This is a genomic window from Butyrivibrio hungatei NK4A153, from assembly GCF_000424465.1.
GTDB classification, from domain to species: Bacteria; Bacillota; Clostridia; order Lachnospirales; family Lachnospiraceae; genus Butyrivibrio; species Butyrivibrio hungatei_A.
On the sequence record NZ_KE384194.1, the window covers coordinates 153,254 to 166,368 of the forward strand.

Consider the following 13,115-nt stretch of genomic DNA (forward strand, 5'->3'; position numbering starts at 1 on the left):
ATATTTTATCATATTACAATCAAAGATTAAACGAATCATATGTATAGACCATATCCTGTTCAATCACGAAATCATCGCAAAAAGTATTCCTCTTTGTATCGATATGATCCAGGAGCTGCGTCGTGCACATTGCGGCAGTCGCATCTCCCTCAGGTATTTCAGGCTTTGCACCGCCTTTCGTAAGCAGACTTGCAAGTCCCAGTATCATCATGATTCCTATAAAGATCACTCCGAATGTGTATAAAAAAATAATCATTTCCCCTCCTGAAAAAATTCTTTATCAATAAATTCAGCTATTCTCTCTTTTGCATTATATAATCGTCCATTAAATGCGGGCACGCGCTCTTTTGCATCGCTCCCAACGTAATTCATGACAGGTTCCGCGTACAAGATTACTCCCGACATTGTCGCAGCAACGACCGCTACTGCGACGCCTCTCTTTATATATCTGACAACAATGTCACGTTTTCTTTTCACAATACTGTCCAAAAGAGCTTTCTCTATCTCTCCGCAGGATCTGAACCTGTCATCGCGCCCTGGCTTTATGCATTTATTTATTATCTTCACGAAATCGCCTGAAAGTCCCGGCGCTCCGTTTAGCTTAAAGTTTTCAAGTGCCGCTTCGTTCTTGATATCTATCCCCGTTGTCATCTGCAAAAGAGTCATCCCAAAGCAATATATATCCGTTTTTGGATCTGTTTGGCCCAGAGTCCCGTACTGTTCGGGCGCCGCAAATCCCACGGTTCCAAGATAAGATGTGTCGGACTTTTCGCCTTTTCTATAGATCCTCGCCGCTCCGAAATCTATCAGATGCACCTTTCCGTCCTTGCCGATAATGATATTCGCAGGCTTAAGGTCCCTGTATATTACTGGTTCCCGCAATCCGTGAAGATACTTAAGTATCCTGATAAGCTCAATAGCGATTCCAACGGTCTCTTTCTCGGAAAAAACTCCGTTCATCCGAAGTTTCTCCGAAAGGCTGTTTCCCGCGATATACTGCATGACCATAAATCCTTCTTCATAATCTACAAGTTTCTGTATTCCCGGATAATTGAACCTCTTTAACATTAACGCCTCATCTTCCAAAGACGACTTTGCCTTGAAACTCTCCTTCTTAAGAGCTTTTACCGTCACCTTTTTGCCGGTACGCATATCACGTGCCGCAAAGACTGCGCTTGTTCCGCCCTCTCCGATTTTCTTTATTATCCTGTATCTTTTTATATCTTTCATGCACCAAGCTCCATACAAAGCGCCGCAACAGATATATTGTCCGTTTCATTTCTGTCGTATGCTGTCTTTACAAGCTTTTTACATGCATCCAGCATATCCTCCGATGTAACGCACATCTGCGGGCAAAGCATACTGTAAAGCTCAGTCTTTTCCATTGTTCTCCAGAATCCGTCCGAACACGCTATCACGGTAGAATCATTTTTAAAAGTTCCTCGTGTTATATCGGGTTCGGGAGTTTTCATTGAACCAAGACATCTTAGGAGCACGCTCTTTTCCCTGTCATTTAACGCTTCTTTCTCCGTAATTTTTCCTTCATCCAGTTTTTTCTGCAAAACGCTGTGATCTTTCGTAAGCTTTATTACATCCCCCTTTGAAACAGCATATATTCTGGAATCTCCGATATTCATGATCATGTATCTGTCGCCTATCTGCAAAAGAGCTGTCAGCGTCGTTCCAAGGTTGATCTTCCTGTGCTTCGCATATCTTCTTAATTCTCCACCAATCCTTGCAATAAGTCTTCGCCACGATACTTCTATCACATCCCACAGTCTGTCCGCCTCAAGGTCCTGCATAAGAGACAACTCCTCATGGAACCAGTTTTCAAGCGACCTGACCACTTTACAGCTTGCAACCTCCCCCTTCGGCAGACCTCCCATTCCGTCACATACCGCGACAAAAGAGATTCTTCCAAGTTTCTCTGAATTTGCAACTTTCACCAGCACAGAATCCTGGTTTACCTTACGTTTTCTACCCGCATCGGTATAAATACACGCTTTGACTTTCATAACTTCCCTGCTTTCAAAAATGGAAATACTACTCGAAATGAGTAAGAAAATAAAAACCTGTGCCAAAGATTTAGCACAGGTTCAGATAATACTATTTATTTTTTTATTTGTCAATAAGCTCCTTCATGACTTCGATTGCCTTCTCTTTCTGATTGTCAATCTTGTCTCTCTGAGCCTTCTCAATATCAAGTTCAACCTCAACATCCGGTTCGATTCCTATTCCATGGATGTTGTAGCCGTTGGGAGTATAGTAATCACTTACAGTAAGTTTAACGGCAGTTCCGTCATTAAGATCGAATACACTCTGAACGATTCCTTTTCCGAAAGACTTAACACCTACAAGCTTACCGATTCCGTAATCCTTAATTGCACCTGCAAGTATTTCTGAAGCACTTGCTGAGTACTGGTTAATGAGAACAACAACCGGAATGTCTATCTGACGTGTTCCGTCGCAGGTATAATTCTGCTGATGACCTTCTCTGTCCACAGTATATACGATATTGCCCTTAGGAAGGAGCTGTCTTGCTATATCGCAAACAGTAACGAGGTTTCCTCCGGGATTACTTCTAAGGTCGATCATAAGTCCCTTGATACCGCTTGCACGAAGCTCTGCAAGTCCCTCAGTGAACTGATCCGTTGTGATCTCATCAAACTCTGAGATCTTAAGATATCCGATTCCGTCTTTAAGAAGTTCGGTCGTAACTGTCGGAACCTGTATCTCATTTCTGATAACATCGACTTCAACATTCTCAACAGATCCGTCTCTTACCAGAGTGAGATGTACGGAAGTTCCTTTTTCGCCCTTAATCTTGGCAACAACTTCATCAAGGGTAAGCCCCTGTATACTTTCTTTGTCGACTTCAGCGATGATATCGCCTTCCATGAGACCTGCGTCAGCAGCAGGGCTTCCTTCCATAACGCCCGTTATTACAGGCACATTTTTTTCCTGATCCATTCCGACATATGCGCCGATTCCGTAATAAACGCCCTTAGTCACAGCCTTGAGCTCTTCAAGTTCGTCCGCCGTGTAATAAACAGAATAGGGATCTCCCAAAGATTCTATAAGACCCTTGTATATTCCCTCGGCTTCAGTAGCCTTATCCACATCGTCCTTATAGTAATTGGTATCAACGAGATTCTCAAGCATCTTAACCTTTTTGATCGTTTCACTGTTAAGAACTCCGTTTTCGTTCTGACCACCGGAACGAACTCCCGTTGTCAAAATAAACATGATAGCACCTGCTGAAAAAACAAAAAGTGCGCAAAGTGCTCCGATGAGGATTCCGCTTATAAACCTTCTTTTAAGCTTCTTATCCGCTTCCGTTTCATTACTTACCGGCTCTTTGGCCAGTTCATTGTTCTCGATATTTTCGTTTTCCAATGTTCTTTATCTCCTGTCCGCTTTTATTTTAGATAATTCCATGGACTAACATACGCTCCGTTAAGTCTTACTCCGAAATGAAGATGGTTACCTGTCGATCTTCCGGTCGAACCAACTGCAGCAATCCTGGTTCCGGCTGTGACATCCTGTCCCTTGGAAACATATAGTGCAGAACAATGCATGTAGATTGTATAAAGACCGTCTCCATGATTGATCATTATATAATTACCCATTGTCCCGTTGTAGTCGGCGGCAACCACCGTTCCGGCATAGGCCGCCAAAATGGCCGATCCTGCAGGTGCTGCAAAATCCACACCATTATGCATCTTTTGTATTCCAAGTGTTGGATGGATTCTCATTCCAAATTCATCGGATACTCTGGAATAATTCGGACAAGGAAATGTAAACATTCCGCCGTCGTATTTATGTCTGCTGTTTAATGCGGCCTCATCCGCAGCTACCTCTTTTTCAAGAGCAGCAATCGTTGCGTTCTCAGCCTTTATCTCCGCCTCATACTCAGCGATAGCAGCCTCTTTGCTCTTAATATCCGTCGATACATTATTGAGCTCAACTCCCTTGGCGTCAATAAGAGTTTGCATTTTGCCTTCTTCTTCCTCTTTATTTGACTTTGCCAGATCGAGAGTTTCTTTTTCTTCCTCAAGAGCCTGTTTATTGAGCGCTATAAGCTCAGTAGTCGCCACATATTCGTTGAGCTTTTTTCTGTCATAAGAAGCGATCATCTCAATATACTCAGCCTTATTGAGCATATCGGAAAAACTTCCCGTGCCCGCAAAAAGTTCAAAGTAAAGCTTATCTCCACGCTCATACATGAACTTTATTCGCTTCTTCATGGCATCATATTGAGCTTCCTGAGTGCGTTCCGCTTCTTCTAAGTCTTCACCCGTCTTCTTGATCTCAGCCTCTTTTTGCCCGATAGTATCGTTAAGAGCATCTATCTTCTTCTGTATCTCTGTCAAGGAAGCATCAAGTTCTGAGATATATTTTTTTAGATCCGACTTATCTTTTTCAAGCCCTTGTTTTAACTTTTCAAGATCGGTCTTAGCTGTATTCAGGCTATCTCGCTGTTCTTTCTGCTTTTTGATCTGATCTTTTTTGGCTTTAATACTTTCTTCCGTGACCTCTGCCGACACTATAATACCATTGGCTTCAAAAGTAAATACCATGATCATGAAACAAGCCAGCACTCGAAATATCCCTTTAAGCGTGCCTTTTTGTAATCTGTTCAACTTATCTGATCTTCCTTCTAATAACCTGATCACACATGCAAATGTTTTCTGACTGTTGTAAAGCTACCCAAAAAGCCTATTCCGATTCCTATTGCCATAGATATGGGAACGAGTTCGTTATATATCTTCTCAACAGGCAGGAACGGCAAAATATTTGAAAGCATTGCAAACTGGGTGTGAACATAATCAATTGCGCTACCGTATACATAATAGAGAATCAGTAATGGTATGAGCGAACCGATAATTCCGATAATGATGCCCTCTACCACGAAAGGTGCTCTTACAAAGAAATCCGTCGCTCCGATATATTTCATAATGTTTATCTCGTCTTTTCTGACAGCAATACCCATAGTTACCGTATTGCTGATAAGGAAAATCGAAACAAGCAAGAGAATTACTATAATTCCCATAGAAACATACGCCATAAGCTTGTTGAGTCCGCTAAGTGTATCAGCGGTGATCTCAGATCTGTTGACTGTTCTGACAACATCAAGGCTCTCTATGTATGTAACCAATGCTGCCTGCATTGAAACATCATTAAGATAAATCTCAAGGCTGGCGGAATCTGCAAGAGGGTTCTCGGTAAATCCGTCTGTATACTCACCGATATAATCCTTCTTGAAATCTTCCCATGCAGCTTCGGGATCTATATAATTGATCTCTCTTACTTCCGGACGTTTCTCAAGATCTGATTTTACTGCAAGAATCTGATCTTCATTTACTCCTTCGTTAAAGAAAACAGTAACAGAGACGCCTTCCTCTGCCGTATGAACAAAATATTGAATGTTGTTGATTATTGAAAAAACCAGACCGAACAGGAATAGACATGCGCCTATTGTTGCAATAGAAGCAAGGGTATACCATTTATTTCTACCTAAGTTCTTAAATCCCTGTCCAATGGTATAAAAGAAACTATTAATCCTCATCGATGTATGTACCTTCTTCCTCGTCTTCTATGATAACACCCTTTTTCATGGTTATAACTCGCTTCTTCATGGCATTTACTATTTCTCTGTTGTGTGTAACAACAATAACAGTTGTGCCGCTTTCATTGATCTTTTCCATAAGCTTCATTATTTCCCATGAATTATTGGGGTCAAGATTTCCGGTCGGCTCATCGGCCAAAAGAATCGTTGGCTTGTTGATAAGCGCTCTTGCGAGAGCAACTCTCTGCTGCTCTCCTCCGGACAACTGATTTATCTTGCTCTTATACTTACCCGCAAGATTGACTGTCGCAAGTATAGAAGGAACATTTCTCTTTATTTCCCTGGTGGATGTCTGGACAATTCTCTGGGCGAATGCTACATTTTCGTATACATTTCTATCCTTAAGAAGTCTGAAATCCTGGAACACTATTCCGAGATTACGCCTAAACTTTGGAATCTTACTGTGCTTAATCTTATTCAGGTTATAACCCAAAACCGTAATTTCACCGTTTGTAGGAACAAGTTCTCTCAAAAGAAGCTTAATGAGCGTAGATTTACCGGATCCGCTATCTCCTACGATGAATACAAACTCGCCTTTTTTAATGTGAAGAGTGACGTCGTTAAGTGCCGGTGCACCCGATGAATACGACTTCGTCACATGGTCGAGGGTAATAACCTCGCCTTCGGGTATCTGCCTACCCGATTTCGTCTTTCTAAATCCTTTTTCCATAGCATCTCCCCGAAATTTGTGTTTATATAAAAAAGATTCTTCCTACCGTTCAAAATAGGATTATGAAATTCTGTCCATGTATTTCATGTATCTGACAACCATAAGAGCGATCTTAAATGTAATCGCATCGTCAAACACCCTAAGATCAAGCCCCGTACTCTTCTGCAGCTTATCAAGTCTGTACACGAGTGTGTTTCTGTGAATGAAAAGCTGTCTTGAAGTCTCTGATACATTAAGGCTGTTCTCAAAGAACTTATCAATTGTTGTGAGTGTCTCCTGATCGAAATCATCAGGATTTCTTCCGCCAAAGATTTCTTTGATAAACATCTTACATAGCGGAATGGGAAGCTGATAGATAAGTCTTCCGATTCCAAGTTCGCTGTAGCAGATAACCTTTCTTTCGTCAAAGAAGATCTTGCCGACATCCAGTGCCATCTTCGCTTCCTTGTACGATCTACTTACCTCTTTGATCTCGCCTACCACTGTTCCGTATGCGATCCTGACGCCTGTAAGTCCGTCCTTAGTAAGAGTTGCGATCATCTCTTCCGCAATCTTCGAAATATCCGACGGCTTAGCGTAATCGTTCACATCCTTAACTATGATGATATTGTCCTCGTCTACTTCAGTAACGAAATCATTTGCATTTCCGAAGTGAGTTCTGGCAAGCTCAAGAGCATTGCTGTCTCTTCCGCTTGATGTCTCAACAATCATAGCTATTCTCTTCGCATCCGACTGAATATGAAGCTTCTTTGCCCTACTGTATATGTCAACAAGAAGAAGGTTATCAAGCAAAAGATTCTTGATAAAGTTATCCTTGTCAAAACGCTCTTTGTACGCGATAAGCAGACTCTGGATCTGGTACGCGATCATCTTGCCCAGCATATAGATGTTCTCGCCGGTTCCCGTACAGATCAGAATATATTCAAGCTGCTGCTCGTCATATATCTTAAAATACTGATATCCCTGTATCTCCTGTGAATCTGCCGGAGATTTCACAAAATCTCTGGCAACAGCCGCAACATTACCAATTTCCTGTGATGTAGCCGCAACTTCCTTGCCATCAATGTCCAGAACATATAACTCAACGTGTGCTATGTTCTTAAGTCCGTCAATTGTGTTTTGGAGAATTTGATTTGAAATCATTTGCCACTCTTTCCGCAACCTTTCGGCCGCTGAATAATATACATAGCCATTTTAATATATATGTACAATAAAATCTACCTTTTACATGCCATTTTTTGTACATTTTTTTGTTTTGCTCGTCAATATTACCAAAAAAGAATCCCCTTTTTGGTATCATATTATTTGAAATAATGCTAAGTTTTTGATGTAATATTATCGATATACAAAATAAGAAAAAGTGTTTTATACACAAAAACAGGAGGTGCTATATGGACATACCTTCCTTATCGATGGCTTTATCTCAAAATCGCATACTCACAGATGTAGGCGTAGCAATGCTATCCAAAAATCTGGACACTATGGAAGCAGCCGGACAGAATATGATCGCAGGTATCGAATCTGTATCGGAAACTTCCGTTAACCCCAATATCGGTTCAAACATCGATATAAGTCTTTGAAATACGCCATCAGAAAACTTGCCCGTGGCATTAAGCTACGGGCATTTTTATTTCTTATTTTTTCTTTTTGAGAATTATGCCGGAAAACCACCAATCGGACCGGCTCCCCCGGATTTATACATCAAACGCCCTGCAAAGCAACAGCGCTGTAGATCATAAAGCTTATTGATAAGATCATTACAATTACAAGAGGAACAGTGAAAAGAGACTGCTTCTTTTCCTCAACCTGAATCCCTGTCATATTCATGATGTCAGGCTCCTCTTTTTTCTTCCAAAATCTCAATTTGTCGATATAATCCTGTCTACCCTCAATCTTCGCCATCTTTTTAACTATTAAAATAGCAAGCGCGGTAAATATGATCGAAAATACTAACAGGAATATAAGCATGAGCGCCTGCATCACGCCTTCGGGAAGCTTATCCGCCAAAGTTTCGGCATTCGCTACTTCCTCACTACTATCTAACGCAAAATATATTGTCATTACTTCATAGGAATTAAACACCGCATGCGCTATAAACGACGGGATGACACTGCCTGTCGCTTCAACCATGAGACAGAACATAAATCCCATTACGGCTCCGTATGCAAACTGGTTAAAGTTAAGATGCATCATTCCAAAGAGCACTGCCGAAAGGATCATTGATGCAAGCACCCTGCCCGTTCTTCTGTAACTCTGGAATATAACTCCCCTGAATATGATTTCCTCAACAAACGGTCCAAATAAGCCTATTGAAGCAACCATAAGCACCATCGGGTATTCAACCATCTGATCGCTTATAGAAGCAACTGCGTTATCCACAAACATCATGGATATTGCGTTTACCAAACCAACAAGTGGGAACAACGTAATCACATAGAGTACCGACAATAATGCCGTGCTGATCTTTACCTTCTTGAGCGGTATGACCGACAGCAGCCCCTCACCGCTATAGAATATGACCGCAACAGACGGAATAAGTATCATCAACTCGCAAAGTGCATTATTTATCGGGAGCGACAGGTTTTTTCCCGTAAACGCCTGCCAAAAAGAAATGTAAATCATAATCACGAACGTTGACAATACCATGAAAAAGAACGCAATGTTCGCTTTTTTGTAATCCATACCCATATTTTATTTCCTCACAATTGAATCCGGTTTAATCTCAATCTTGCCTTCTTTGAGAAGTCTACCGACAGCTCTTTTGAACTCATTCTTACTCATACCGGTCTTATCACGAATAAGCTCAGGTGCTGCTTTGTCGTTAAAAGGAATCTTTCCGCCACCCTTTTCAAGCATATCAAGAAGCTTTTCTGCATCGGCATCCATCTGAAGATATGCTTTTTCTCTAACGCTTAAGTTAAGCCTTCCGTCTTCCCTGACAGATACAACTCTGGCATTTACGCTGCTTCCAATCTCAATATTGCCATATAATTCCTTCTTTGGAATAAGCCCCGAATAAATATCGTCAACCGCAACAAATGCCCCAAAATTGTCACTTAATTCATAAACCGTTCCCATAACCTTATCATCTTTGGAATAAGGGCTCTTATCCAAAAGATAATTGTATACATTCATAGTAACACAAAGTCTGCTACTCTTATCAATATACATTGCGCAAAGAACTTCTTCGCCCGCTCTGACTTTCCTTGTCTGCTCCTTGAATGGAAGAAGGACGTCTTTTTCAAGTCCCCAGTCCATAAACGCTCCGATCTTACTCGTCTCTTTTACCTTGAGCATTCGTACGTCGCCAAGCATTATCTTGGGTGTCTTAGTCGTTGCGATTAGTCTGTCATCGGAATCCTTGTATATAAACACTTCCAATCTGCTTCCGATATCGCATCCCTCGGGTACCTGTTTTCCGGGCAAAAGAACTTTTTCGTCACTTCCGCTCTCCTCCGCAAGGTATACACCGAAATCAACTTTCTTTATTACTTCAAGTTCCTGTTTTTCTCCAAGTTTGATCATTTAGGTTCCTCCGTCCTCTTAGTATCTGCAGTAATCAGTTCTGCATTATCATGTTATATATTTATATTACCGTATCAAGCAGTAATAAGCTCAACTACGCATACAGGTTTTCCGTCTTCTCCGTTAAGACTTACTATATACTTATCATTATCATCTTTTTTACTCATAATAACAACAGGGCAAAGAACATCTCCAAGCCTTGACTGTTTTTTGTACTCGGCGCGCATGGCAACAATCTTAAGATCACGCTTAGGGAGACAGTCCATGGCGATTCTTACGTACTGTCCGTTATTTACGTGATTGTTGGTATCAAGGTTGTGCTGCTTTACCTGTATCTCTTCTCCCCAGAATCTTTCATCTTCTTCGGAAATCTCAATCTTTCTGTCTTCATACTTCATATCAAGTTTAGGCTCAAGCGGATACGCTTTTAAAATTTCATCTGTTATCCTACTTGGAAAGCCTTTTTCTATGTCTACAAGGGTCCAGATTGAATTGGCGACCGCAAGTCTCTCTCCATCCTTTGTATCCATGAAGAAATTTCTATAGCCGATAGCACCTCTGAGTTCATACGGAACAGTTCCGATAACAACATCCTCGCACAGCTTGGGATATCTGTTCACAACGATCTGCCATGACGAAAGAACCCAGACAATTCCCTTATCCCTAAGATATTCCATTGATGCCGGTCCGTCCTGTGTCTGAAACGTGGAGCAATCCTGAAAATAATCTATTAGTGACTCAAGCGTAAGCTCTCCGCTTCTGTCTATTTCGCTGTATCTTATCCTTGAATTGAATGTATACATGCATTTCTCCTTCTATAGTCGTCAAACAGCTTGTATTCACGGAAGACAAACCTTTTTGACATTCTACAACATGTAACAAATTATATATCATGCAGAATACTCCGTATGACCTGAATATAAAAATTAAAGCGAGATTGTCTCCAATCTCGCTTTATCAATATAGCTGGGCTAGTAGGATTCGAACCTACGTAATGACGGAGTCAGAGTCCGTTGCCTTACCGCTTGGCGATAGCCCACCGACAAGAAATGATTATACGTGAGGTATCATAAAAATGCAAGTACTTTTTCAAAATTTATTTTAAGTTTTTTCAAAAAATACAAATTATAAAAAATAGGGTGCAAAAAATAACTTTTAGCACCCTATTTTTTTGCTCAATCAACCTTCAAACAAAAGATCTGCGTATGTAGGAATAGGCCAGTCTTTCTTATCTACGAGCATCTCGAGCTTATCGGCAGGAGTTCTGAGAGCTTCCATGATAGGAAGAACCTTATCCTTGTAGAAGAAAGCAAGTTCGCGCTGATCTTTGATCTTGCGTGCTTTCTCTTCGCTTGCCTTAAGCTTGTCGAGAGCATCTTTCATCTTGCCAAGCTGCTCCTGGATTTCCTTGAGCTCGGCAACTTCAACAGATGCATCAACACCTGCTGCCTTGATCTGATTAACATCTGTCGCAACTCTTCCGGCATACTTCATAACAGCAGGAATGATCTGCTTCGAAGCCATATCGATCATTGTAAGTGCTTCGATGTTGATTGTCTTAGCATATGATTCAAATATGATCTCTCTTCTTGATTCAAGCTCTGTCTTTGTATAAACGCCGAATCTGTTGAAGAGATCGATAGCTTTCTCTGTCGTGAGTGTATCTGCTGCTTCAATCGTGGACTTGATATTTGGAAGTCCGCGTCTCTCAGCTTCTTTTACCCACTCGTCAGAATATCCGTCACCGTTGAAGATGATCCTCTGGTGATCTGTGAGATATTCCTTGATAAGGTCATGTACTGCCATATCGAAATCTTCAGCCTTCTCGAGGATATCGGCAGCTTCACAGAATGTCTCCGCAACGATTGTATTAAGTGTAGTGTTGGAACTTGCCATAGAATCAGAAGATCCAACCATTCTGAATTCGAATTTATTTCCTGTAAATGCAAAAGGAGATGTACGGTTTCTGTCTGTAGCATCTTTCTCAAACTGAGGAAGTGTTGAAACACCGGTCTTAAGCTTGCCGCCCTTTTTGCTGGACTTTGCAACACCTGTCTCAATAAGCTGTCTTACAACGTCCTCAAGCTGCTCTCCGAGGAATACGGAAATAATAGCCGGAGGAGCCTCGTCAGCACCGAGTCTGTGATCATTTCCTACGTCTGAAGCGCTCTGTCTGAGAAGATCTGCGTGTGTATCAACAGCCTTTAAGATACATGCAAGTACAAAAAGGAACTGTACGTTTTTATTGGGTGTATCACCGGGATCGAGAAGGTTTACACCGTCATCTGTGCAAAGAGACCAGTTATCATGCTTACCTGAACCGTTAACACCGGCAAAAGGCTTCTCGTGAAGAAGGCATCTCATGTGATGATGCTCAGCAACACGTTTCATGGTCTCCATAATGATCTGATTGTGATCTACAGCGATATTGGCTGTCTCATAGACGGGTGCAAGTTCATGCTGTCCGGGAGCAACCTCGTTGTGCTGTGTTTTATCGGGAACTCCTAGTTTCCAGAGCTCAACGTTGAGATCGTTCATGAACTCACCGACTCTTTCTCTGATAACTCCGAAGTAATGATCTTCCATCTCCTGTCCCTTGGGAGGCATAGCACCGAAAAGAGTTCTTCCTGTGAAAAGAAGATCCTCTCTCTTCATTGCTTTATCCCAGTCAACAAGGAAATATTCCTGTTCCGGTCCTACGGATACATTAACTTTTGTGGCTGTAGTATTACCGAAAAGCCTTACTATTCTGAGTGCCTGCTTGTTAATTGCCTCCATCGATCTAAGGAGTGGAGTCTTCTTATCAAGCGCATCTCCTGTATATGAGCAAAAGGCAGTGGGAATGCAAAGTGTAACGCCTGCTCCGGATTCCTTAAGGAATGCAGGTGAAGTGATATCCCATGTTGTATATCCTCTTGCCTCAAATGTGGCTCTGAGTCCACCTGATGGGAAAGATGAAGCATCAGGCTCACCCTTTATCAGCTCTTTTCCTGAAAAAGAAGTAAGCATCCTTCCGTCTTTATCAGCGCTTCCTACAAATGAATCATGTTTCTCGGCTGTAATACCTGTAAGTGGCTGGAACCAGTGCGTAAAATGTGTTGCTCCGTTCTCAACAGCCCACTCTTTCATAGCATTTGCGACAACATCGGCAGATTCTTTTGATAATTCTCCGCCATGCTCCGTAACGCTAACAACCTCTTTGTAAACATTCTTTGGAAGTCTTTCTCTCATCTTTGCAAGAGTAAAAACGTTCTGTCCGAATATCTCTTCTACGTTCACCCTATTGCTCAT

General features: G+C 41.6%; 13 protein-coding genes and 1 tRNA gene. 1 reads left to right on the top strand and 13 read right to left on the bottom strand.

Features of this window, described 5'->3' with window-relative positions; all coding sequences use genetic code 11:
• Positions 1 to 19 precede the first annotated feature (19 nt).
• The 8 genes from G628_RS0111475 to G628_RS0111510 all read right to left on the bottom strand — a co-directional run bounded on the left by G628_RS0111475 (position 20) and on the right by G628_RS0111510 (position 7,442).
• Entirely contained in the window at positions 20 to 256 is a 237-nt protein-coding gene (locus tag G628_RS0111475; protein ID WP_026656593.1) for a hypothetical protein, read from the bottom strand.
• Positions 253 to 1,230 carry a serine/threonine protein kinase gene (locus tag G628_RS17310; RefSeq protein WP_034500871.1) on the bottom strand — a complete coding sequence of 326 codons (978 nt, stop codon included), beginning with the start codon at positions 1,228 to 1,230 and terminating at the stop codon, positions 253 to 255. The genes G628_RS0111475 and G628_RS17310 overlap by 4 nt, the downstream gene beginning before the upstream one ends.
• On the bottom strand, positions 1,227 to 2,015 hold the full coding sequence (locus tag G628_RS0111485) for a PP2C family protein-serine/threonine phosphatase (RefSeq protein ID WP_027209204.1): 789 nt from the start codon (positions 2,013 to 2,015) through the stop codon (positions 1,227 to 1,229). The genes G628_RS17310 and G628_RS0111485 overlap by 4 nt, the downstream gene beginning before the upstream one ends.
• A 103-nt stretch (positions 2,016 to 2,118) precedes the next feature.
• Positions 2,119 to 3,396 carry a S41 family peptidase gene (locus G628_RS0111490; RefSeq protein WP_026656590.1) on the bottom strand — a complete coding sequence of 426 codons (1,278 nt, stop codon included), beginning with the start codon at positions 3,394 to 3,396 and terminating at the stop codon, positions 2,119 to 2,121.
• Between the two features lie 23 nt (positions 3,397 to 3,419).
• Positions 3,420 to 4,586: a murein hydrolase activator EnvC family protein gene (locus tag G628_RS0111495; protein ID WP_051199174.1), complete on the bottom strand. Its 1,167-nt coding sequence runs from the start codon at positions 4,584 to 4,586 to the stop codon at positions 3,420 to 3,422.
• 86 nt (positions 4,587 to 4,672) lie between these two features.
• Positions 4,673 to 5,569 (bottom strand): permease-like cell division protein FtsX, encoded by an 897-nt coding sequence (gene ftsX, locus G628_RS0111500; protein WP_026656589.1) that lies wholly within the window; start codon positions 5,567 to 5,569, stop codon positions 4,673 to 4,675.
• On the bottom strand, positions 5,559 to 6,299 hold the full coding sequence (gene ftsE, locus G628_RS0111505; RefSeq protein ID WP_051199175.1) for a cell division ATP-binding protein FtsE: 741 nt from the start codon (positions 6,297 to 6,299) through the stop codon (positions 5,559 to 5,561). Before ftsE ends, ftsX begins: the two co-directional genes overlap by 11 nt.
• Before the next feature lie 60 nt (positions 6,300 to 6,359).
• Positions 6,360 to 7,442 carry a PucR family transcriptional regulator gene (locus G628_RS0111510; protein ID WP_026656586.1) on the bottom strand — a complete coding sequence of 361 codons (1,083 nt, stop codon included), beginning with the start codon at positions 7,440 to 7,442 and terminating at the stop codon, positions 6,360 to 6,362.
• A 248-nt stretch (positions 7,443 to 7,690) separates the two neighbouring features.
• Here G628_RS0111510 and G628_RS0111515 point away from each other — a divergent pair, with 248 nt between their 5' ends.
• On the top strand, positions 7,691 to 7,879 hold the full coding sequence (locus G628_RS0111515) for a YjfB family protein (RefSeq protein WP_026656585.1): 189 nt from the start codon (positions 7,691 to 7,693) through the stop codon (positions 7,877 to 7,879).
• Between the two features lie 121 nt (positions 7,880 to 8,000).
• On the opposite strand, the gene G628_RS0111520 is transcribed toward G628_RS0111515, so the two are convergent.
• The 5 genes from G628_RS0111520 to G628_RS0111540 all read right to left on the bottom strand — a co-directional run bounded on the left by G628_RS0111520 (position 8,001) and on the right by G628_RS0111540 (position 13,115).
• Complete coding sequence (locus tag G628_RS0111520; protein ID WP_185750463.1) at positions 8,001 to 8,981, bottom strand: CPBP family intramembrane glutamic endopeptidase; 981 nt, start codon at positions 8,979 to 8,981, stop codon at positions 8,001 to 8,003.
• Positions 8,982 to 8,990: 9 nt separating this feature from the next.
• On the bottom strand, positions 8,991 to 9,824 hold the full coding sequence (locus G628_RS0111525) for a S1 RNA-binding domain-containing protein (RefSeq protein ID WP_026656583.1): 834 nt from the start codon (positions 9,822 to 9,824) through the stop codon (positions 8,991 to 8,993).
• Between the two features lie 74 nt (positions 9,825 to 9,898).
• Positions 9,899 to 10,627, bottom strand: coding sequence for an acyl-[acyl-carrier-protein] thioesterase (locus G628_RS0111530; protein ID WP_026656582.1), 729 nt, complete (start codon positions 10,625 to 10,627; stop codon positions 9,899 to 9,901).
• A 163-nt stretch (positions 10,628 to 10,790) separates the two neighbouring features.
• Positions 10,791 to 10,863, bottom strand: a tRNA-Gln gene (locus G628_RS0111535).
• Between the two features lie 140 nt (positions 10,864 to 11,003).
• Positions 11,004 to 13,115, bottom strand: coding sequence for a glutamine synthetase III (locus G628_RS0111540; RefSeq protein ID WP_026668304.1), 2,112 nt, complete (start codon positions 13,113 to 13,115; stop codon positions 11,004 to 11,006).